Annotated in this window: 18 protein-coding genes; 13 read left to right on the top strand and 5 right to left on the bottom strand. The window is 53.0% G+C overall.

All coding sequences use genetic code 11. The features are described 5' to 3' along the window. Positions 1–97 precede the first annotated feature (97 nt). The 9 genes from ndhL (at position 98) to map (ending at position 12,611) form a co-directional block, all read left to right on the top strand. The gene (gene ndhL, locus C7B82_RS00575) at positions 98–316 is read left to right on the top strand and encodes an NAD(P)H-quinone oxidoreductase subunit L (RefSeq protein ID WP_106254375.1); all 219 of its coding nucleotides are present in this window, start codon (positions 98–100) and stop codon (positions 314–316) included. 79 nt (positions 317–395) lie between these two features. Further along, positions 396–710 (top strand): DUF3007 family protein, encoded by a 315-nt coding sequence (locus C7B82_RS00570; RefSeq protein WP_106254374.1) that lies wholly within the window; start codon positions 396–398, stop codon positions 708–710. Positions 711–886: 176 nt separating this feature from the next. Next, a complete protein-coding gene (gene trpA / locus C7B82_RS00565) occupies positions 887–1,687 on the top strand; it encodes a tryptophan synthase subunit alpha (protein ID WP_106254373.1) in 801 nt (266 codons plus the stop codon). Between the two features lie 560 nt (positions 1,688–2,247). Further along, positions 2,248–3,210 (top strand): DUF7507 domain-containing protein, encoded by a 963-nt coding sequence (locus C7B82_RS00560; protein ID WP_106254372.1) that lies wholly within the window; start codon positions 2,248–2,250, stop codon positions 3,208–3,210. A 1-nt stretch (position 3,211) separates the two neighbouring features. Continuing rightward, a complete protein-coding gene (locus C7B82_RS00555) occupies positions 3,212–6,946 on the top strand; it encodes a hypothetical protein (RefSeq protein WP_106254371.1) in 3,735 nt (1,244 codons plus the stop codon). Further along, on the top strand, positions 6,943–9,177 hold the full coding sequence (locus C7B82_RS00550; protein WP_245939663.1) for an OmpA family protein: 2,235 nt from the start codon (positions 6,943–6,945) through the stop codon (positions 9,175–9,177). Before C7B82_RS00555 ends, C7B82_RS00550 begins: the two co-directional genes overlap by 4 nt. A gap of 95 nt (positions 9,178–9,272) precedes the next feature. Continuing rightward, positions 9,273–11,045: a hypothetical protein gene (locus tag C7B82_RS00545; protein ID WP_181357286.1), complete on the top strand. Its 1,773-nt coding sequence runs from the start codon at positions 9,273–9,275 to the stop codon at positions 11,043–11,045. A 184-nt stretch (positions 11,046–11,229) separates the two neighbouring features. Then, entirely contained in the window at positions 11,230–11,820 is a 591-nt protein-coding gene (locus C7B82_RS00540; protein WP_106254369.1) for a pseudouridine synthase, read from the top strand. An 11-nt stretch (positions 11,821–11,831) separates the two neighbouring features. After that, positions 11,832–12,611, top strand: coding sequence for a type I methionyl aminopeptidase (gene map / locus C7B82_RS00535; protein WP_106254368.1), 780 nt, complete (start codon positions 11,832–11,834; stop codon positions 12,609–12,611). 183 nt (positions 12,612–12,794) lie between these two features. Here the strand turns inward: map and gmd are convergent, their stop codons facing one another. Next, positions 12,795–13,874: a GDP-mannose 4,6-dehydratase gene (gene gmd, locus C7B82_RS00530; protein ID WP_106254367.1), complete on the bottom strand. Its 1,080-nt coding sequence runs from the start codon at positions 13,872–13,874 to the stop codon at positions 12,795–12,797. A gap of 262 nt (positions 13,875–14,136) precedes the next feature. On the opposite strand from gmd, the gene C7B82_RS00525 reads away from it, so the two are divergent. Continuing rightward, positions 14,137–14,703, top strand: a complete 567-nt coding sequence (locus C7B82_RS00525) for a phycobiliprotein lyase (RefSeq protein ID WP_106254366.1) — start codon at positions 14,137–14,139, stop codon at positions 14,701–14,703. Between the two features lie 95 nt (positions 14,704–14,798). Here C7B82_RS00525 and C7B82_RS34895 read toward each other — a convergent pair whose 3' ends face one another. The 3 genes from C7B82_RS34895 to C7B82_RS00510 all read right to left on the bottom strand — a co-directional run bounded on the left by C7B82_RS34895 (position 14,799) and on the right by C7B82_RS00510 (position 19,372). Continuing rightward, positions 14,799–15,950, bottom strand: a complete 1,152-nt coding sequence (locus C7B82_RS34895) for a hypothetical protein (RefSeq protein WP_106254365.1) — start codon at positions 15,948–15,950, stop codon at positions 14,799–14,801. Between the two features lie 469 nt (positions 15,951–16,419). Beyond that, positions 16,420–19,152, bottom strand: coding sequence for a DUF3769 domain-containing protein (locus C7B82_RS00515; RefSeq protein WP_106254364.1), 2,733 nt, complete (start codon positions 19,150–19,152; stop codon positions 16,420–16,422). Between the two features lie 103 nt (positions 19,153–19,255). Further along, entirely contained in the window at positions 19,256–19,372 is a 117-nt protein-coding gene (locus C7B82_RS00510) for a photosystem II reaction center protein I (protein ID WP_106254363.1), read from the bottom strand. A gap of 630 nt (positions 19,373–20,002) precedes the next feature. Here C7B82_RS00510 and C7B82_RS00505 point away from each other — a divergent pair. From C7B82_RS00505 to C7B82_RS00495, 3 genes are all read left to right on the top strand, one after another. Further along, on the top strand, positions 20,003–21,160 hold the full coding sequence (locus C7B82_RS00505) for a glycosyltransferase family 4 protein (protein ID WP_106254362.1): 1,158 nt from the start codon (positions 20,003–20,005) through the stop codon (positions 21,158–21,160). Positions 21,161–21,228: 68 nt separating this feature from the next. Next, a complete protein-coding gene (locus tag C7B82_RS31805) occupies positions 21,229–21,399 on the top strand; it encodes a hypothetical protein (RefSeq protein ID WP_181357285.1) in 171 nt (56 codons plus the stop codon). Beyond that, a complete protein-coding gene (locus tag C7B82_RS00495; RefSeq protein WP_106254360.1) occupies positions 21,396–22,829 on the top strand; it encodes an aldehyde dehydrogenase family protein in 1,434 nt (477 codons plus the stop codon). Before C7B82_RS31805 ends, C7B82_RS00495 begins: the two co-directional genes overlap by 4 nt. Before the next feature lie 16 nt (positions 22,830–22,845). Here C7B82_RS00495 and C7B82_RS31800 read toward each other — a convergent pair whose 3' ends face one another. Then, positions 22,846–22,992: a hypothetical protein gene (locus C7B82_RS31800; protein ID WP_181357284.1), complete on the bottom strand. Its 147-nt coding sequence runs from the start codon at positions 22,990–22,992 to the stop codon at positions 22,846–22,848. Positions 22,993–23,148 lie beyond the last annotated feature (156 nt).

Raw genomic sequence — 23,148 nt, 5'->3', positions numbered from 1 at the left:
AACTGCCCCCCAATCACCCCCTTTCGAAAAACGCTGCGTTGATGACGGGCAAGCGGTAGAATGTTGGCAACTGCTCCATCCCTTGTCGCTCTAGTCTATGGATATCACGGTTGCTGTTCTATATCTGGTCTTAGCGGGTGCCTTTCTACTGGTCATTCCGGCTGCTCTTTACTTTTATTTGAATACGCGTTGGTACGTCGCCAGTTCGTTTGAGCGGGCGTTTATGTATTTCCTGGTTTTCATGTTCTTCCCAGGGCTGCTCTTGCTCGCGCCCTTTCTCAACTTCCGCCCACAACGGCGACAAGTTGCTGGCTGAGCCGCGATCGCTAGCGTTAAGCTCCCACTTTAAATTGCCCTCACTTGAGGGTAAGTTTTGCCTACCTACCTGTAATTAGATGCGACGGATTGACGCGATCGGGATTAGCTTTGGGGTGTTTGTAGCGGGTGGGCTTGCTTACCTGCTCTTACAAGGAACCGGTCTAGATAGCATTCAGGCAGGCATCTGGACGCAAGTCGTGCTGGTGGGTGGGCTGCTCGGCTGGGTTGTCACCTATGCCTTCCGGGCTGTCACGCAAACGATGACGTACAACCAGCAGCTCAAGGATTACGAAGACGCCGTGCTGCAAAAGCGTTTCGATGAGCTTACGCCAGAGGAGCTAGCAAAGCTTCAAGCGGAAATTGAGGCAGAGAAGGAGAAGGCTGAAGGCTGAAGGCTAAAAAGGAGTCTGAGTCAGAAGGTGAAAGAAGCTTCTGATTTTTACCTTTATGAAGAAAGCTGACCGCTGATTGCTGACCGCTGACCGCTGACCGCTGACCGCTAAATTACCTCATACCTCACTGCTTCACTGCTTCTAACAACTAAAAACTAAAACTAAAAACTTCTTCAATGACTTCGATTTCGCAACGCTTTGAAACTCTGCGCGACCATGCCCGCTGTGCGCTGATTCCATTTATCACAGCCGGTGATCCAGATTTGGAGACAACGGCAGAGGCGCTGCGATTACTTGATCGCAGTGGTGCTGATCTGATTGAACTGGGTGTGCCGTATTCCGATCCACTGGCAGATGGCCCAGTGATTCAGGCGGCAGCAACACGAGCGCTACAAAAAGGAACGCGGCTGGATCAGGTGCTGGAGGTGGTGCGATCGGTTAGCCCGACCCTACAAGCGCCCATTATTTTGTTTACCTACTACAACCCCATTTTGAATCGAGGCGTTGAGCCATATTTGCAGCAAATTGCAGCGGCTGGAGTGCGTGGGTTAGTCGTGCCCGATTTACCGCTCGAAGAGGCAGAAACGTTGCTGAAACCAGCGTCAGAGTTTGGCATTGAGGTCACGCTGCTGATTGCGCCAACCAGCCCCAAGGAACGGATTTTGGCGATCGCAGAGCGGTCGCAAGGCTTTATTTACCTGGTCAGTACAACGGGCGTAACGGGCGTACGGGCTCAGGTGCAGGCACGCGTCAAAGATTTGTTACTAGATCTCCGCAACGTGACGGACAAGCCGATCGGGGTTGGTTTTGGTATTTCGCAGCCAGAACATGCTCGCCAGGTGATGGATTGGGGCGCAGATGCGGTCATTGTCGGTAGTGCGTTTGTGAAACGGCTGGCGGACGGTACGCCAGCGCAGGGGCTACAGGCGATCGCAACCTTCTGCCAGAGCCTGAAAGCCTCCATAGCACCTGTATGAGACGGCTCTAGAAAAGCGAAGCTCGCTCGCCACTGGTTTGGCAGCACCAGTGGCGCCCCTTGACGCCTATTTTCGACGGTTGGCAGGAGGCGCCGTTATACCAATTCGCTCAATTCCATTGACACACCCTCGTAGGGGCATACGTTCCTACAGACGGTCATCTGTAGGGCGATCGTTTGGAGTTGGTGTCAGTCACGCCAATGCCAGTGGCTAGCGTGCCTTTTTTGGCGATCATTTTCGTAGCGAAGGTGAATTATTAAAAACTTTTACGAAATGTTAAATTATATAAATATTTTGCGGAATTTATGTTTTTCTAAAAGATTATAGCGAAGTTCAGTACAATCACTTACTTGGCGTGTGTTCCAATCGGTTTTGGGATTGTGCCGTATTGTTTGCTTTGGTATTCCTAGAGGTCTTTTCAGTAGGGGATTTCAAGCTTTTTTGTTGCGTTTCAACAATCCTGCTGTAAATTTATTGACAGGTTTGCATCTGCTCTTAGTTAGCTTCAGTAGCGCATAAATACTGAGTTGCGTTTTAGACGAGTGTGAGGAGTAAGGTTTTTGAAAAAACTGCCAAGGCTGGGGTCTCTCCACGTCTTAGCAGCTGGGGTTTTGCTGGGAGGCTTGTTCTCTTCGGCTTTGCCCGTTGTTGCTGATGACGTTGTGATCACGAATACTGCTTCAGCGAAGTTTAAGGACAGGCCAGGAGGGCCTGATCGGTCTGCCAACTCTAATCCGACGACGTTTACCGCAGCAGCGAGTCGATCGAGCTTAGAAATCGTTAAAACGGCCGATCGGGCTGCTGCTGAGCCAGGTGATACGGTTGTTTATCGCCTGCAAATCAAAAATACAGGTGAAACAACGGTCACGCCGTTGAGAGTGACAGATACACTCCCGCTAGGTCTGCAGTTCATCGCTAAGTCGGTGCGGGGTTCGCTGTCAACTGGCGGCAATGCGACGCAAGTCTCGATCGCGCCGCCAACAGTGAGCGGACGCACGGTCACGTTTACCTATCCCAGCCTTGCTCCTCAGCAAACGCTGACGCTGGTTTATGCCGCACTTTTAACACCTGATGCCATCCGAGGCACGGGCAGAAATCTGGCGGTTGCCCAGGGACAAACCGCAACAACGCCAGTGCAGAGCAATGTTGCCAGCTACAAGCTGCAAATCCGTCCTGGTATTTTGGCTGACTGCGGCACCATCATTGGGCGCGTTTTTGTAGACAAAAACTTTGATGGGGAACAGCAGCCCGGAGAGCCGGGAGTTCCCAATGCAGTGATTTTCATGGATGACGGCAATCGTGTCACAACGGATGCGAGTGGTCTGTTTTCGCTGTCGTACGTCATTTCGGGGACTCGTACCGGCACACTGGATTTGACCAGTCTGCCAGGCTACATTTCGGCTCCAAACCTGTATCGCATTGAGGCAAATAGCCCTTCGCGTCTAGTCCGTCTGGCTCCGGGCAGCACCGTGCGCATGAATTTTGCCGTTACACCTAGCTTTAAAGAAGGGGGACAGCGGTAGTATGCGCAACACAACGCTTGGTTTGGCCTTGATATCCTCGTTGCTGGGTGCGTTTGCAGCGATCTCGCCCGCCCACACTCGCGAACTACCCAGTGCGCCTGTCTCACCTCATGTCAAGCACGGCCAGGATACAGAGCCAGCAAAAGACTCTGAAACGGGGCGTTCATCCCGTCTAGAACTTGCCCAAACAGGCTCTCAGCCAGCGGAACTCGCACCTGCTCCAACGACGCCTGCTGTCCGCATTTTGGCACCGCAACCAACCGCCACGGGCGAACGATCGACTAGCTTGATCGTGCAATATCCGGCGGCAACGAAGGTGCAGGTCACGGTGAACAAAAAGCCGCTCGACCCTGCGGTGCAAACTCAGGTTCAGCCCCCTGCAGCAGACAATACTGTCACGCAGATTTGGTACGACATTCCACTGCAGCCAGGTGAGAATACGCTGACGGTGCAACCCGATGGCGCTGCGCCAGCAAGCGTTACCGTAACTGTTAAGGAAACGGCGGCTCGGCTGCAGTTTTTGGCGACTAGCGATCCACGCATTCCGGCTGACGGACGGTCGGCGGTGACGGTCGAGGGGCAAATTATTGATGAAGCGGGACAGGCCATTACTCAAGATGCGATCGTAACGCTGACGGCCAGCGCGGGCAAGTTTGTGGGAGCCGATCAAGACACCGATCGTCCCGGTTTTCAGGTACTGGTACGGGGAGGCAAATTTACCGCCCAGCTCCAGTCCAATCTGGCACCGCAAAAAGTTCGCATTCGTGCCTCCGTTGATTTGCGCGAGGCAAAACCAGCCTCATCGGGCGACCCAAATCGACCACTACCGCCCATCCAAAAAGCCAATGATGGTCGATCGCGCTCTGAGTCGGTACTGACTCCCGCACCCCTGGCACCATTAGCAGGCATTTCGCCTCAACTGCCAGAGCTAGAGGCTTACACGCAGGTTGAGTTTATTACCAATTTGCGCCCGTTCATTATGTCGGGCTCAGTCAACCTGCGGCTAGGGGCACCCGGAACCGATTATTACGGCAGTTTCCGAGATTTTCTCAGCCTCGATCGCATTAACGATGGGTCACCCCGGTTTGACTTTGGTGCAGCGGCCTTTGCCACGGGACGGATTGGTGAATGGCTGTTTACAGGCTCATTAAATACCCAGCGTCCGCTCAACCAGAAGTGCGATGGCACGACCAGCCTGTTTCGTGACACGCAGGCGTGTGATCAGGTCTATCCGGTTTATGGCGATAGTTCCACGACGGATTATCTGACTCCCTCCATCGATAGTGTGTATCTCAAGCTGGAGCGCACGTCTAAGGTGCCTGGAGCCGGATCGGACTTCTTCATGTGGGGCGATTACAGTACGCCAGAGTTGGCTACCGCGTCGCAGTACTACACGGCAACTAATCGCCAACTGCATGGCTTTAAGGGCAATTACAACCTGGGCAATTTCCAAATTACAGGCTTCTACGCCAACAATTTGGAAGGCTTCCAGCGTGACACGATCGCCCCGAACGGTACTAGCGGCTACTATTTCCTGTCGCGACGGTTGGTGAAGTCGGGCAGTGAGCTGGTGTATTTGGAAACAGAGGAATTGGGCCGTCCGGGTACGCTGGTCGAGCGCAAACAACTGTTCCAGGGGCAAGACTACGAATTTGACTACGATCGTGGCTCACTCTTATTCCGTCGCCCCGTTCAGGCAACTGAATTCGACTTGTTTGGGCGTACGCTGGTGCGCCGCATTGTCATCACCTATCAGTACGAAGGCACAGGTAAGGACACCAGCCTTTACGCCGGACGGGTGCAGTATAACTTTGCGCGTACACCAGGACTTGAAAGCTGGGCAGCTGCCAGCTACCTGAATGAAGACCAGGGTGGCAGCACCTTTGCCCTGTTTGGGTTGGATGCCCTGATTCCACTGGGCAAAGACACCAAGATTATTGCGGAATATGCGCGATCGACCAACGATTCCGTCTTCCGCAACACCATCCGAGGCAATGCGTATCGCCTTGAACTGAACGGCAAACTTGCGACAGGTATTCTGGCGCGGGCATACTACCGCTCCGTTGAAGAGAACTTTGCGAACAATGCCACCTTCAGCTTTGCGCCGGGGCAAACCAACTACGGGGCTGAAGTATCCGCGAAGGTCACACCGACGACAAGCCTACTGTTTCAGGTCGATCGCGAGATCAACTTTGGCATCGCCTCGGCGGTTCGCGGTATCACCTCGGTGGCCTCGACAGGGTTGACTGACCTGTTTAATCCGACGCGAGACCCCATTCCGGGAACGCGAGTGGACAACAGCCTGACCACTATTCGAGTGGGCGTGTTGCAAAAGCTAGGCACTGCCGAACTCGGCTTTGACTTTGTGAATCGCACTCGTGACGATCGCATCGATCCAGGTCTGCTAGCGAAAGGCAGCAGCCAGTTGGTGTCGCGTCTGAACCTACCGCTGGCAAGAACACTCCTGTTCCGCGCTCAGAACGAGACCAACATTGCGACCCCCGATCCGCTGTATCCTAATCGAACCACAGTGGCACTCGATTGGGCCGTGATGCAAGGGGTCACGTTGCGGCTGGCGCAGCAGTTTCTCAGCGAGACGAGTCTCTATCGTACGAACTCCATTACCAGCCTGGATACGATCGTCGATCAGCGCTTGACGGAAAATACCTCTTTCACCGGACGCTATTCGATCTTAACGGGCGGCAATGGGCTGACAAATCAGGGCGCGATCGGCCTCAACCACCGGATCAAAATCGCCCCGGGCTTACGAGCGACCCTTGGCTACGAACGCATCTTCGGTGATATTTTCGCCTACACAACAGCAGGGCAGCAGTTCGCGCAGCCCGTTGCTGTCGGTCAAAGCGCCGCCTCTCTAGGCATCACAGGCGGTGACAGCTACAGCGTCGGGTTGGAATATTTGGATAACCCCAACTTTAAAGCAACCGGACGCTTTGAATACCGCTCGTCTAAAGCGGGCGATAACATGGTTATTTCCGGTGGCGCTGCCGGTAAATTATCGCCAGCGTTAACGGCACTGGCTCGTTACGATCAGGGCAATTTCGCTAACCAACTGCTGACCAATGCCGGGTTGGGCGACACGATTAACCTCAAGGTGGGTCTTGCCTATCGTGACCCCAGCAGCGATAAGTTCAACGCGCTGTTCCGCTACGAATATCGCCAGAATCCCTCCTATATTCCCGATACCCTGCTGTTTAGTAGCGGTACGGGTTCCACGGTGAATCTGTTTGCGTTAGAAGCCATCTACGCACCCAACTACCGCTGGGAGTTTTATGGCAAATTTGCGTTACGAAGCACCAAATCTTACGTCGCAAAAGATCTGCTGGGCACCAATTCCATCACCCTGGCACAGCTTCGCACGAGCTATCGGCTGGGCTATCGCTGGGATGTAGCGGGCGAAGTCCGCTGGATCGGGCAACCCGACAGCGGCTACCAGGAGGTCGGTTTTGTCGCCGAAGTTGGTTACTATGTCACGCCCAATTTGCGGGTAGCAGCAGGCTATAGCTTTGGCGATGCCCAGGATCGAGACTTTGGCGATCGCGATCGAGGCGGTTTCTTTGTGGGCTTGAGTCTGAAGTTGGATCAACTCTCCGATATCTTCGGTTTCAAACGCAACGTCGCGCCACCACAACAACAGGAGTCGGTGATCAAACCTGTCGCAGATGCTTCGGTGTCTCCAGAAGCAACGCCTGCCGTCGATGGAGGGCAAGGGAAATGAGCAAACAGCATCAGGATGGCATGAGTAACATGAGGGAGCAGACGTCAGCGTTCAGAAGTCAGGCGTCAGGAGGGCACCGAGCACTCGTACTATCTGCGTTTTTGATCGCGGCTTCAAGCAGTCCGGCTCTGGCACAAGCTCCGGTGGTGCCATCCGTACGCGTAACGGTGAACAGTAACCAGGATGGAGCGGTGCAGGCAGATCAGGCGCTGACGCTACGAGAGGCGATCGCGATCGTCAACGGCATCTTGCCATTGGACAAGCTTTCGACCGCCGAACAAGCGCAGGTGGAATCACTGACTGGTGATACCCCGTCGCAAATTGCCTTCAAATTGCCAGAGGGACAAACCACCATTCGACTGGTAGACGTGCTGCCTGCACTCCAGCGTCCCGGTTTGGTGATCGACGGTACGACACAGCCGGGCTATCAGGCAGCGATATCGGCCATTAATGAGCTGCCCATGCCTGTGCCAGTCGTGGCAATCGCGCCTGCGGAAGGCAAAGAAGTGTTCCGTGGGTTGACCGTTGCCGCCGATGGCATCGTCATTCGCGGGCTCAGTCTCTATGGGTTTACATCAACGCATCAAGAGACAGCCAGCACGCCCCCTGCTGACATCTTCATTACCCATCGGTTGCCACCACCTGATATCAGCAAGCGCCCCACGCCTGCTAACTTTGCACCGTATTACAAAGACGACATGCCTGCGCAGAATGTGGTAATTGAGAATAATTGGTTGGGTCTTTCACCAACGAGTCAGCAAGCAGCGGTCAGCGGTCAACCGTCGGCACCCACTCAAAACTCTCCCCGCTCTGCGTTTGGTGTCTCTGTCTTCGATAGTGTGGGCACCACCATTCGTCGTAACTGGATCGCTGACCATGACGGTAGCGCCATTATTACCTCAGTCAAAGCAACCAACCTGCAAGTTAGCGAGAACGTGATTACGGGCAACGGTGTGGCAGGGATGCCAGATGCCATTCGGCTAGAAGGTGCGGTTGATCAGTCCCAGATTACGGGCAATCTGATCTGTGCCAACGACGGTAGTGGCGTTTACTTGTTCAAGCCCAGTGGCGCGGTGCAGGTGAAGGATAACCAGATCATCTATAACGGCAGGCGTTTGCGGCGAGCAGCCGTCTATCTGATGGGCAGCAACCATCAGGTAACGGGTAATCAGATTCGCTATCAAGCTGGCCCCGGTATCGTGGTGGCAGCCTATCCTGCCAGTCGCCAGAACCAGATTGAAACCAATCGCTTCTCTAACCTGGAAGGATTAAGCATTGACCTGGTCACGCAGCAAGGTACAGGCGCATTTGGTTATGCCGATCCCGTGGTCGACTCGGGGACGGATGTGTATGCGTATCAACGGGGCGATGGTGCCAATCCGCTGCGCGATACGCCGAATCGTCGTAAGGAAACTGGAAATGACGCGATCGATGCCCCACAGTTTGCCAGTAAAGAGTTCTTCATCTTGAACGCAGAGACAGCGAAGCCATCGGTGCAGATCTCTGGAAAGGCAGATCCCGGCTCCAAAATTGAGCTTTATCAAGTTTCCGGTAAAGACGACGGCTACGGGCCTCTAAGTGAACCGATCGCCACCACCGAAACCGACGCAAAGGGTAACTTTAGCACCACGATAGCGGCTTCTCCTGATGCGCAGATTAGCGCAATCGCGACCGATGCACGCTATGGCACCTCTGAGCCCGCGCGAATCGCGCTCGTGCGATCGCTCGATCCTTCTGCCTCCCCGGCTCCCACCTCTCCCCAGCCTCCCACCTCTCCCCCCCGTTGTACGACGCCTGTTGCGCAACAGCCACCCGCACCAGAACCACCGCCCAAAGTCGTGCGCTTGACGGTACCCAAAAATATTCACTTTGCGCTGGATCAGTTCAACATTAGTGCGGCTACGGCGAAGGTGCTCGATCGCATTGCTCAGGTGCTCGTCGAGAATCCCTATATTCTCGTGAACATTGAAGGCCATACCGACCCTCGTGCCAGCGATGCTTATAACCTGCAGCTAGGTAAAAATCGAGCGATCGCAGCTCGTAACTACCTGCTACGTCGAGGCATTGCACCAGAGCGGATGACGATTCGATCTCTGGGTGAGCGCCAACCCATTTCTCCTGGCAAGACACGCATTGATTATGCGCGCGATCGGCGTGCCGAATTCATTTACCGTGACGCCAGAGACATCGAAGTGATTATCCAGGAACAAGATTTACAGATCGAACCATGAATTGCGATCGTGCCCGTCTCGCTTACATTGTTTCCCCTGACCCCGTGTGAGGATTGATGAACCGTCCCTTAAAAAGCTTTTTCGCCCTCTCATCTGTGAGTCTGCTTGTTAGCACGCAGACTCTACTGCCGCCATTACCAGCCCAAGCTCAAATTTTTGATGGCTTTACTGGATGCCCTGCGGGTACCCGTGAAGGGGCAACAAATTTTGTTACTAATGGTAATTTTTCTACACCTCCAGGTGCTGTGGTCAATGGCACTCTCTTACAAGGTAATCCAGCAGGCTTTACCGCTGCTGTACCGTATCGGGGGGATGGTATCTATCCAGATGATAATGGTGCCAACGGTTTTAACGCATTGGGTGGTCTTTCCATTCAGACAGGTGCCATTAACTACTTGGGCGGTATTGTTATTGGTCAACCCTTCCCCGGCGATGCCTCGAATGCAGTAGCAGCCTCAAATACTTACCTGTATTCAAACCCAAATGCAGCAGTATCTAATCCGCTTGTCGCGCAATCAGCCTTTCCAGACCCTGTTATTTGGAGCCAAGTAGTCGTCGGCTTACGCCCGAACGCCAGCTATAACTTCACGGCTTATTTCTATAACCTGCTTGCTCCAAACGCTCCCGGTGCCCCCCCGATCATTCGCTTTTTAGCGGGCCCCCCCGGCGGCCCTATCGGCGCATTTGTGCCAACGCTGAACGGTAACGCTGTTGCCACTCGTCAGCAATGGATACGCGTTCAAGGTTCATTCAGAACACTTCCAGGGCAAACGACCTTAGAGTTACGGATTCAGGATCAAGCAAATACAGTAATTGGGGATGACTTTGGGCTAACGGCGATCGGTTTCAAGGAATGCATCCCTATTCTGGGCGTTGCCAAGCAGGCAGGTACGCCCGTCCAAAACGCGGACGGCACTTACACCATTCCTTACACTTTGCGTGTTCGCAACTTTGCCCCTGCAAGCAACACTCAGTTCGACCTCTTAAACCTTCAATTGACTGACAATCTGGCACAAACCTTTGCGGCGGCAACGCTCAATTCAGTCAGTGGGATTCAAAGCCCAACGTTGGCTGTCAACACAGGTTTTAACGGCGGCACAAACCAAAACCTGCTGCAAGGCACCGACACATTACCATCCGGAACAACGGCTACCATTACCTTTAACGTCAATATTACGCCCGGTACAGGAGCCAATGGCTTTGGCCCCTTCAACAACACAACAACGGCAACGGCAGCGAGCCGGGGCGGATCACCCGTCAGCGACCAATCTAATGATGGCGCTAATGCTGATCCTGACAACAACGGCGACCCTACCAACAACAATGTGCCAACGACTGTTTCTCTAAGACCGACTGCTGGTGGTGGTTCTGGTGCGTTCCGTTTGGTCAAGCGGATTACCAACGTCATTCGCAATGGGACACAACTGGGTGGTGTCAACTTTGGTGTGTTTGTCGATGGTGTCGGTGATGACGATAACGCCGCTGGGTTTGCCCAACTGCAACCAGGTGGTGCGCCGATCGGTCAGATCAACCTTGATCCCGTCACGACGAAACTACAGAGCGGTGATGATGTCGAGTACACGGTTTACTATCTTTCGGATGGAACCGGGTCAGCGATCGGTGTCAGTATTTGTGACCCCATTCCTTCAGGCACCGCCTTGACTAACAATACAACCCAGGTGCGGCGCAACAATGGTGCGATCGCCACTGGCGGCACCGTGTTTGCCCCACTCGCACCGCTGCCAGTAGGGAATACCTGCCCCGATGCCAATAACCAAAATGGCACGGTGATCTTTGATCTGGGCGATATTTCTAACGCGGCAGGCAGTAACTTTGGTTTAGTGCGTTTCCGGGTCAGAGTCAATTAGTGGTTGGTTGTTAGTTGTTAGTTGTTAGTGCTTAGCCACAGCAGTTTGCGGCTAAATAGAAGTACACACATCAGTCTGAGAGCTTTGTTTGTAACCCTTTTGCATTCCTGGCTCCTGACTTGTGATGTACTAACCCCAGGCAAACATCCAAAAGCTAACAACTAACTACTAACAACGTCTGAAAGTGTCTTACCGTTATCTTTTGTTTCACAAGCCCTACGATGTCCTGTGTCAGTTTACTGACGAGGATGTTGACGGCGTGTCACGACGCACACTCAAAGACTACATTCCAGTTTCTGGGGTTTATCCTGTAGGGCGGCTCGATCGCGATAGCGAGGGGCTTCTCCTCCTGACCAACCACGGATCACTGCAACATCGCCTCAGTGATCCCAAGTTCCAGCATCCGCGCACCTACTGGGTACAGGTTGAACGGCTACCGGATGAGGCAGCACTCAAGCAGTTGCGGCAGGGAATCATCATTCAGGGCACCAAAACGCGCCCAGCAACGGTAACGTTACTGCCCGAAGAGCCAAAGCTACCGCCTCGTGATCCACCGATCCGCTTTCGTAAAACCGTGCCCACTGCCTGGTTAGAGTTAACGCTCACCGAGGGGCGCAACCGTCAGGTACGCCGGATGACTGCCGCAGTCGCTTTCCCTACGCTGCGGCTGGTGCGAGTGGCGATCGCCCATCTCCGTCTCACGGGGCTTTCTCCAGGAGAATGGCGTGAACTTACGGCAGCAGAACTTCACCCGTTGCAAGACCTTTGTCGGTAGAATAGAGCTCTATGGAACGTGAAGTGATTACCCTCCTGTCCCTAAGGGAGATCGACAAAATGCGTCAGGCGGGACACCTGGCTGCGAAACTGTTGCATCACCTTTCCTCCCTGGTGCAACCTGGTGTTAGTACGCTCAAACTCAACGATGAAGCAGAACAGTGGACTCAAGCTCATGGAGCAAAGAGTGCACCGCTTGGCTATAAAGGCTATCCCAAGTCAATTTGCACGAGTGTGAATGAGGTCGTTTGCCACGGCATCCCTAACGCCAAGCAAATTTTGAAAGACGGTGACATCATTAATATCGATGTCACCGTTATTTTAGATGGCTATCATGGCGATACCTCCAGGATGTTCTTTGTCGGAGAGCCGTCGCCGATCGCCCGCAAACTCGTTGAAGTGACGGATGAATGCCGTCGCCGAGGCATTGCTGCGGTGAAACCCGGTGCCAAAATTGGCGACATCGGTGCGGCCATTCAGGAGTACGCTGAAGCACACGGCTTTTCTGTTGTGCAGGATTTTGTCGGGCATGGCATCAGCAAAGTCTTCCATACTGCGCCTCAAATTCCCCATTATGGCAAAGCTGGTACAGGACGACGGCTGCGTCCTGGCATGGTTTTCACCATTGAACCGATGATCAATGAAGGTACCTGGGAAGTGAAAGTTCTTGCGGATAAATGGACGGCTGTGACACTCGATCGCAAACTTTCAGCTCAGTGCGAACATACGCTTGCAGTCACCGAAACAGGGGTAGAAATTCTCACCCCCTATCCTGGAGAGGATATTTCATAAGAGTGGCATGATGACGGTGGAGTTATTATTTCAAAGCTGTCGCCTGAGTCGGTAGGGACGTTACATGTAACGTCCCTAGCAAAGCACTGATCAGATACTTAAGGATCGTGGCTTAAATAACTGGGTAGGTGTTATTTAAGCCACGATCCTTAGCGAGCTACGCACCCATCGACTCGATCGGTTTTAGGCTCTCAAACTGCTGGCGCTTTGGCGAAGCGTGGCATGATCGTCAACGGCTTGTTGTACATGCCCATTCAACGGGACGAGACCCAGACCTTTCAGGTCGGCTTCCACCATCAAAAAGACGAGTTGCTCAAACGTAACTGAAGGCTGCCAACCAAGTTTTTCACGTGCTTTGGTCGAGTCACCGATCAAGAGTTCTACTTCGGCCGGGCGCAGGTAGCGATCGTCAAACTCAACATAGTCCTGCCAGTTCAAGTTGACATACCCAAAGGCGATATCGAGAAACTCATGAATCGCATGGGTTTCACCAGTCGCAACCACATAATCATCGGGTTCATCCTGCTGCAACATGAGCCACATCGCTTTGACGTAATCTTTGGCATAACCCCAATCGCGTTTAGCATCAAGGTTGCCCAGGTAGAGTTTTTTCTGCTGTCCGGCAATGATACGGGCGATCGCGCGGGTAATTTTGCGCGTGACAAAGGTCTCACCTCGTCGTGGCGACTCGTGGTTAAATAAAATCCCGTTAGCTGCAAATAAGCCGTAGGACTCCCGGTAGTTCACCGTTTGCCAGTGAGCATACACCTTCGCACAGGCGTAAGGGCTGCGGGGATAGAAGGGCGTTGTTTCAAGCTGCGGAATCTCCTGCACCTTGCCATACATTTCGGACGATCCCGCCTGATAGAAGCGCACTTGAATGCCTGTACGGTGCTGATAATCTCGAATGGCTTCCAAGAGGCGCAGCGTACCCATGCCCACTGCATCCACCGTGTACTCTGGCGAGTCGAAGCTCACACGGACGTGGGATTGGGCACCCAGATTATAAATTTCGGTCGGCTTGACCTCTTCGAGAATACGCCGCAGCGTGGTGCCATCCGTCAGGTCGCCATAATGCAAAAACAGACGCGCTTTCTGGTCATGCGGATCTTCGTAGATGTGATCAATACGATCGGTATTAAACGTCGATGTGCGTCGGATAATACCGTGGACTTCATAATCTTTTTCTAATAAGAGTTCGCTTAGATAAGAGCCATCTTGACCCGTGATGCCCGTGATCAGTGCTCGTTTGCGTTGCGTCATAGTGAATCGTATGGGGGTATAGGATTTGGTCAAAGCGGTATTAGTAAATTAAGGTTGCCCTGTCGTGAGTCTTCTTAACCTACCGGGCTTCTTCTTAACATATCTCTGACCGGGAAACGGTGATCTCGCAGCGGCCACGGTTTGCGATCGCGCCGTCTTCTCTGCTTGCTTCCTGTTCCTCACGTTCTCTCACAACTGACGCGCGGCTGACCTTACAATAAGTAAAATAGCAAGCATCCAGAACAAAGGATCGTTGTCAACGATGGACATTGTGGAGTTTTTCCAACGCAGCAGCGGCAAATGGTTTTCGCAGCGCACCAGCCACGCTCTGGCCTTCGAGCAGGCAAAAGGGGGACAGTCGGAGCTTCAGATTGAGCTGTTGCCTCAAACCGATCCAGCAGTGATTAAGCTGTGCGAACAGTACAAGCTTGATCCCACTCTGGCGCTTTGCGGCTTACGGGTCAATTGGGACGGCACAACGGAAGGGGAGAAAGCAAAGCAGGTAGGGAACACCGTGCTGGTACCGATCGCCGATCCCGACAGCCCCAATGAAGGTACACTGCTGCGTACACTGGGCCCTGGTGAGAAGGTGCTTTTAGCGGGTCGTTATAGCGTGGGTAGCGATGAGACGCTGACGCTCACGGCTGAATCTGAAACGATGTACTCAGAGGAGCGTCTGTGGTTTGCTAACCCAAACTTGCGGTTTCGCACCAGCGTTTTGAAGCAGTCTGGCGGGTTTAGTACGGCATCGTTTTGCTCTGAAATTCGGAAAGGCGTGACGAGCCCACCACCAGCTACAACGCAGTCCATTGCTGACAAAAAGGCCTAGAGCTGAGTGAAGACGTTTAACCACACAGCTAGCGGTGGAGATCAAGACCTTGTTAAGTCTGCTCCTACCCAACGGTAGTTTTTCTTGGCAGTTGCCTAGCTTTCTGGAGGCTCAGCAGACTCTTCTACTGCTGATGCTTCGGTCGGTTGGGCAACGGCTTTAAGTTTGTTGTGAAAACCTGATTGCTCTGGGTCGGGGGAAAACTGATGAATCGGCTGGTTGCTGGAGCTTTCTGTCAGCCAGATGGGCTGATAACGAGCCGTGAGGTGCAGCTGTAGTTTTGGCTTGAGTTCGTGAGTCATCAGCCCAAAGCCTGGAAACGCCGCTCTCGACTTGAGTGCTTGATCGTCAAGCTGCTGCAAAATTCTGGCGATCGACGCTGTCTGGGAAATGGGCGCTTGCACCGCACTGTCAGGTAACGTTAAAGCCGTAGGAGTCTCAGGCAAGGGCTCTGTGGCAACGACTGGTTCCTGCTCAGAGCGCTCTACTGTGAGAGCGATCGGCTCACTCTGTGCCAAGTCATCCGGTTGGATCAGTTCATCGGTCTGAACCATAGCATCAATCTGGACGGCTTCATCCGTTGTCTTGGACACTTTTGGATCAAAGCTCTCAGCCAGGTCGGTTGAGTCTACTTTGCTCTGAGTAGACGTTTCCTCAGGTTGCTCACCAGACAGGTTGGCGGGCTCATTCGATCGCAGCTTGTAAGAGTAGGTTTGCAGCGCGTCTTGTTCGTCTGTCTCAGCAATTTTTTGAGCCTCTGCTAAAAGCGCCATTTCTTCACTATGAAGCGTTCTCAGCGCTAGCATAACGTCCGATTCAGGTAGACCGACACCTTCAAAGCTAGGGAGTTTTAAGGCGACGCTATGGTAGGGAAGCCTGGTCTCTAACCGCGTCGTCGATCGTGCTGCCATGTTGTTTTGCGGAGAAGGGGTTGGCAGCAGCAGGCTTTCGGGAAAATTGTCACACACTAACCGCTCAAACTCATGATTGAAGTGATAAAGCGGCTGACTACGACGTTGCCACAGCGCTAAGATTTGATCAACCGAAATCGCCTTGTAACGTCCCTGGTAAAGCGCTTCGATCGTTGCCAGTCGTATCCAAGCCGCTGGATACTGTTCTTGCCAGGCTACAAGCAACTGCGCGATTGTGTAATCACCCAAATCAAACCCATAGTGATGCAACAGGCTGACTGCATAAGCAGCGGCATCGCTCGATCGTTCTGTGGAATGCTTGACCAGTTCTGTCATATGCCCTCACTGTGGCAGCTATGCGCTTGGTGGGTGAAACGGACAAGCGCAACTTATCCCAAGTGTATATTTTGACTCTAATCATAGCGATCGGGAAAGGCACGCACAAAATCCGCCAAATGAAGGCCAATTTAAATTGAAAACGCAGCACATTCGCTAGGGTCACGCAGGCCGTGCCCCTACCCAGCGATTGTTCTGTAGCGATCATTCTTTAAAGCGGTATGAGATTAAAGCGGTATAAGACTAAGGGGCTGTAAAGAAATAACGTCATGGACTCGGTCAGCCGTCAGCCGTCAGCCATTAGAGAAAAGCTGACCGCTGATAGCTGATAGCTAATCCAAACGTGTGCAGTTATTTTGTAACAAGTCCTAAGAGTGCTCGCCGACAACAGGCAACCCTGACGCTTTGCCAGCATTTGCAGTTTGCAGGCGTTTAGAGACAATCAAATTAAAAGCAGCACGCCAAAGGTCTACTCATCGCGGCGCAAAATGACACCCCCTTCTACGGGCGTGATATCAGAGCCTTCAAACGTATCAGTGCCACCCGTCCAGTTAAAGTCGCTGATCCGCAGCCCGATCGCACCCACTGCTAAAACGGGGTTATAGCGTAAGACGATCGCATAGGTACGACGACTATATTCCAGAATGTAATCGGTGCTGAACTGATTACTTGAATCTAAGTTAATCGACGTTTGAAACCCAATCCGAAACGGGCCATAAAGCTGTTGGGTGATACCAATGCTTAGAATCCGCGTATCAACGGTGCGATCGAAGAGGAAAGGCGATTGACCACTACCAATAAACTGGGTGTAACTGATGTTAAAGGCCGTGTAGTCAAAGAAGTCTCGAGAAAAATGCCCAAACTGCCCACCCAGCCCAACGCTGGCAATCAGGTTATTTTGGGTATCACCATTCGTATAGGCACTGGCAACCCCTCGCAGAGTTACTCCCAGGTTGACATACGGCGTCAGTGGCACCGGGCTGTAGCGCAACCCCTCCTCTGGTGTGGGCGGCAGTGCTTTCCCTTGCCAGAGCGTGAACCCACGTGCTAACTGCACGGTACTGATAAACCGACCCAGGTTAATCCGGTTATTGGTTCGATTCGCTTCTAAGAGGTCAATGCGATCGGTTTCAGCATTAATGTACTGAAAACCTGCCTGGTACGTTAGTTCAATGCCAGATTTACCCAGAAGGATTCTGGGTGAAAGCAGTACGGCTCCTAAGCTACTCTGCACTGTTTGAAAGCCCAGTGAGCCATTGAAGAGGCGATCGCGATAGCTATACTCCAGTGCCAATGTATGAGTGCCCACCAGCTGCTGTGCGCGTAAACTGGCTCGTACATTGTTCTCTAAATCGTTGAAATCCAGGCTGGTAAACGAGACCTTGCCTCGAATCCTCGTCAAGGGACCCGGATCGATATCTAAACCAGCCCTGAAGCCAAAATTCTCTGCCTTGAAAGGGTTACCACCGTTGGTGATAGCACGCTGCAAGAAAATTTGGGGTGTTAGCGTAAACCGCACCGTATCAGATGACAACACATCAAAGGTGCGCTCGATAAACAAACCACCTCGATCTTCATCGTCATAGCCAAACCGAAACAGTGCTGGCGATCGCTGGCGACGATCGAGCGCAATCACAGGCAGGAAAAACGGCAGCGTCAACCGCTGGTCAAACACGAGGCGAGGACGCTTAGTTCGTATTTCATCCCGCAGAGGCGAAACACGCGTCAGCGTAGCCTGTTCCGCTTTTAAGACCAGTTCTGGTGGCGAAAAGGGGTCATTTGTAATCTGGATATTTTTCGCTACCCAGCCATCCGGAGTAAAGTCAAGCTGATCGGCTTCGAAGCGCAACCGCCGAATTTGACCACCCCGGGGCACCCCCCCAGGAACACGGCTAATATCACGCCCAAAACCAAGCCCAGTCCCAAAGCTACCAGGACTATTGACGTTCTGCGTAGGTTGAGCAGAGGTGACGCGATCGCTGACAGGACGAGCGATGGTGACACCTTCATTGTCACCGCGCGCACCGATCGCCAGATCCGTCCCCGCTTGGGGAATAAAAATTTCGCCCCTTGCATTCAGCACGGTACCCGTACCCTGGACAAAGCTATATTCCAATCGCTGTCCGCGGAGTACCTGATTGGCACGGGTCAATGCTACATTGCCCTCAGCCACCGCAAACCGATCATTTAAATTGACTTGTACACGGTCGGCATCCAGTAACGCACCCTGAAAACGCATCAACACCTTACCTTCTGCGGTAAAAATCTTGCGTTGCTCATCATACTCCTGGCGATCGGCCGTGAGCTCAATCACTGACCCGACTGCGGGAGGCGCCCCTGCAGTCGGCGAACCATTTGCAGGGGCCGGTCGCGTTCCTGGAGCGGGCGTTGACGAAGGTTGAGCGGGTGCTCCTGGTTGAACGGGCGTTGGCACGGGAGCAGGAACCGGATTGCCCGCTGGTTGATCGAGCGTTGGGAGCGGGAGCAGCAGCGACGGCTGATCAGGTGTTTGCGCACGAATTTCCAGCCCTCGCTTGCCAGAAACGCCAGCCTCTTCCTGCGCTAACGTTTCTTGTGCAAACTCGTCTAGCATGATCGCATCATTCAGGCCTGACATGATACTCGCTTCGCGGGTCTTTGAAGACGGCTGAGCCGTTCCCGAGAAGGAGTACACGACTGATTTAGACGGGTCGGAGGCGATTCTCTCTGATGCAATCGTGGCAGGGCGCGATCGATCAGTGACAATCCCTGACTCCTTTGCGCTTAATGGGGCAGCAAAGGGGTAGCGAAGGGGTAGCCTTCCGTTTGCTGCTGACCGTTGTACATCGATACGCTTGGACGTGCGATCGCCGTTGTTGGGATCAACCTTCGCGTTCAGCTTTTGCTTGCTGTCAACCGTTGGTGAAAGAGGAGTAAAGACGCTACCTTGCGACGCATCCTTGAGTAAATAACCTGTCGTCGTTGATACGCCTAACAGCGAAGCCTGAGACACACCTGTTTGCTGCAAAAAAATAGCTGCTGTCGGTAGCTTCTCTGGGTCAGACATGACTGGTGTGAGCCCAGCCGGATCAGACATCGTCTTATGCTTTGCCAGAGGCGAGTTCAATGCTGGAGCGACTAGCGGGGCTTGTAGAGTATGACCAACCTTTTTGGCAGTCTTGATCAGGGGAGGAAGTTCAGGTGGCGAAGCCGGATAGGGCATATTGCGGCAGTCTTAAACGAATAAGCAACCCCCAAAGGTTGCCTTCACTGGTCAAGCAGGGGCAGACTAAGCCACCCCCATCAATGCTGAAATCAGGCTGCGTCTACTCCAAATCCCGCTGCTTTGGGTTACGAGCAGGGTCATTAGACAAAAAGCCAAAGATAAACAACGCGACAAAGAACGCAACAACAATATAGACGGCAATTTTGAGAGTGACCATACCAATAGCTCCAGAGGTATCAAAAACAAACGATCTACCGGTATAGCTAGATCGCTCTCCTCATCATACAGAACTGCCGTCCTGTTTTCGCTTCGCGCTTGCGTCTACTGGTTAGACCAGGTTAACTGATCCTGGCAAGCAGATATAAAGGTTCAGTAAACACTCCTAAAAGATTCAGTAAACGTGCTCGTCGCCAGCGCTGCATTTTCTAAAAATAAGTAGTATGAATTGCGGCAGATGCTTCATTAGAAGCGATAGAAACGATGACTGCCATTGCCTCTGGCTAGTTCCCCACTCTACTTTCTCACTGAATGAAGAGGATGACGTTTCAGGCAAGAAAGCAACCAGACTGCAACCGAAGATAAGGGGATAGAAGGTATAAGGTCTCGATCGGAGACTTTTACCCTTTTGCATGGGTGCCGTTACGTTACAAGCGCGGTTATAGTGGTGTTCCTTCAGGCCGTTTGCTCAAGACTGGAGCAAACAAAAAAGGGTCTGTCGTGCAGAAACACCCTCCAAGCCTCACTACAGTGTCAGTGGAGCATGCTCGTGAACGGCTCCCACATTTACTTCGATGAGACGATCGCGCTCGTTTAGCGATTCACCGCATGAACTTAAGGTAAGCAAACGATGCAACGTCAGTTAAACGCACAGACCGCTTCTAACAGTGAAGCCGCACGTTATCGGTTTGGGATTGTTCTCAGCGTTGGCATGGGCAACATGACTCGCTACCTCAATTTTCGTAAGTATGCCGAACGTGACCCTGATGTCGAGCTGATCTGGGCGCCCGTGAAGCATTTTATTGCGCCTGATGAATATAACCCCTTCCGGTACTTACCCGAACCCTTCTACACGCGGGCAGTGATTCTATACCAGTCTTACCCCGTGCTGCGACGGATGCGTCAGCTAGATGCCGTTTTGTTTCACATGTTTGAGGCCTATGTTTTTGCCTGCTGCCGCAGCGTCTTTTGCAAGCAGCCGCTCATCATTTGGAACAATGATGACCCACCGATTGTCAATCCTGCTACCTATCCGCTTTACCCTAAAGACAGCCACAAATCGTTGCGATGGCATCAGATGCGATTGGGACTTGACCTCTGGTGTGCCAAGCGAGCGACCGCGTTTATTCCCTGGTCTGCATGGGGTAGCAGTATTTTTGTCGATGAGTGCGGTATACCCCATGAGGCGGTGCAGACAATTCACCCAGGCTTAGACCTTGAGCGTTGGCCGGTCGTACAGCGGCAGCAGCAAGAGCCTACTAGCAAGCCAAAGCTTCTCTTTGTCGGGGGTGACTTTACCCGCAAAGGTGGGGATCTGCTGCTCAATGTTTTCAACCAGCAGTTTGCCGATCGCGCGGAGCTTCACCTGGTGACGAAAGAACGGCCAGCGAACAACCTGCCAAACGTCCATATCTATACAGATATCGGGCCAACAGACGATCGCCTTGCCCAACTGTATGCTCAAGCAGACTTGTTTGTGCTGCCAACCACTGCCGACCTTTCACCGTGGGCGTATCTTGAAGCCATGGCCTCTGGCTGCCCCATCATAAGTACAGGTATCGGTGGGGTCGGTGATATGGTACGCCACGGTGAAACAGGACTGATTGTGCCAGTAGGGGATGGAGTCGCCCTGGCAGAAGCCATCCGATCGCTGTTGGACAATCCCACCCTTCGATGCCAGATGGGTGCGCAGGGACGCAAGGTCGTGGAACGTGATTTCAACGCTGCCATTAATGTTCCACGTCTACTAACTGTGATGAAAGAGGCAGTCGATCGTAAACAGACTTAGGCACGAGAATTTAATAAGATGCCATAAACGCTGTCTTGATTGGCTATTTATCGGAACAGGTGCAGCCTTTGACCGAGGCAAAGCAACCCGAAGCACCAGCGGCAAAAGAAAGAATTGCGCGGGAGGCGAAGAAGAGGTTCGAGGCGACGTTGAAGGGCTTACCAGAGACTGCAAAAATTGTTGAAGCAGCAGCTAAACTGCTACCAATGATTTTGAACGTATTAGGGGTACTCGTGTGACGATCGAAGGCTTATTGATTGGGGGCGATCGTGTCCTTGCTGCATCTGGTCAGCAGTCTCATTTAATTGATCCAGCGACAGGCGAAACCTGGGTAACAGTGGCGGCAGGTGGCGTTGAGGATATCCATCAAGCAGTGCTGGCCGCTGAGAAGGCGCGGGCAGGGTGGCGTAAGGTGAATTCCCGCGATCGTGCCCGTATGCTGTTCACTCTGGCGAACCTAATTCGAGCGAATTTAGAATCGCTGGCGCAATTAGAAAGCCGTAATGCGGGCAAACCCATTCGGGATGCAAGGGATGAGATCAATCTAGCTGCCGATTGCTTTGAGTATTACGCTGGTGCCATCAACAAAGTTGGCGGACACACAATTCCCGTTGCAGCCGCAGGCACTCACCTCACCTTTCGCGAACCAATCGGTGTGTGTGGCATGATCGCCCCCTGGAATTTTCCGCTGGTCATTACCTCCTGGAAAGTCGCGCCCGCTCTGGCAATGGGCAATACGATCGTCCTCAAGCCAGCCTCCCAAACGCCCCTGACGGCCTTACGTTTAGGCGAACTGGCGCTCGAAGCTGGCATCCCCCCTGGCGTCTTGAACGTTGTGCCAGGCCCCGGCAGTACGGTTGGCGAAGCGCTGCTGCGTCATCCGCTGGTACGCAAAGTCTCCTTTACAGGCTCGACCGCAATTGGCACGCAGGTTATGAAGCTTGCAGCCGACGACATCAAAAACGTCACGCTGGAACTGGGCGGTAAATCTGCCAATCTTGTGTTTGCCGACGCCGATCTAGACAAAGCGGTGGTGAAATCGCTGTGGAGCGTCCTCGGTAATGCCGGACAGGACTGCTGCGCCCGATCGCGCATCCTCGTCGAGCGTCCCATTTACGACACGTTCCTGAGTCAACTCACCGAGCAATTTCAGGCACTTAAAGTAGGGCATCCACTGGACGGCCACACCGAAATTGGGCCGTTAATCTCCACCAGCCACCGCGATCGTGTGCATCACTACGTTGAAATTGGTCAAGCAGAAGGAGCCAAACTGCTCTGTGGCGGCGATATCCCAACTGGTGCACTTGAGAAAGGAGCTTACTTGCAGCCTGCCATCTTTGCCGATGCCACACCAGAGATGCAAATTGTGCAGGAAGAAATCTTTGGCCCTGTGGTTTGTGTGTTGCCGTTTGATACCGAAGAAGAAGCTGTCGCGATCGCCAACAACAGCCTTTACGGGCTCTCTGGTTCAATCTGGACGCGCGATGTCAGTCGAGCGTTACGGGTGGCACGGGCAATGGAAACGGGCGTGCTTTCCATCAATACCGGACACAGTGTTCACCTCGAAGCGCCTTTTGGTGGCGTGAAGCGCAGCGGTCTGGGACGTGAGTTAGGTCTGGCAGTGCTTGACCACTACAGCGAATGGAAAAGCGTCTTTATCGCTGAATAGAGTCTCCAAGCGGTGTCTATGACAAAACAAGCGCTTTCCCATTGCCATTGACGGGTTCGGATACTTTCCCATTGGTGGGTGTAGCGAGCACCAAGGGTTGCAGGGCTCCACTACTTTCTGCTGCGCCTTTGCGGGTGGGACGACGGCGCTCACTTTTGGGCACACCACCGCTTTGCCATCTTCGCCGCTGTCCTTACCATACTTGGGAACACGAATTTAATATAGCTACAGCCAACAGTGTTATACCGTTTTAATATGAAGCTGCGCCAAATAGGGCTTCGAGAATGAAATTGTAGGCGGTCAACGACGCAATCGTTTC

It is taken from the genome of Stenomitos frigidus ULC18, assembly GCF_003003795.1.
Lineage (GTDB): Bacteria > Cyanobacteriota > Cyanobacteriia > Leptolyngbyales > Leptolyngbyaceae > Stenomitos > Stenomitos frigidus_A.
The sequence above is the reverse complement of the archived record's forward strand: the minus strand, read 5'-3'. Positions and strand labels throughout refer to the sequence as shown.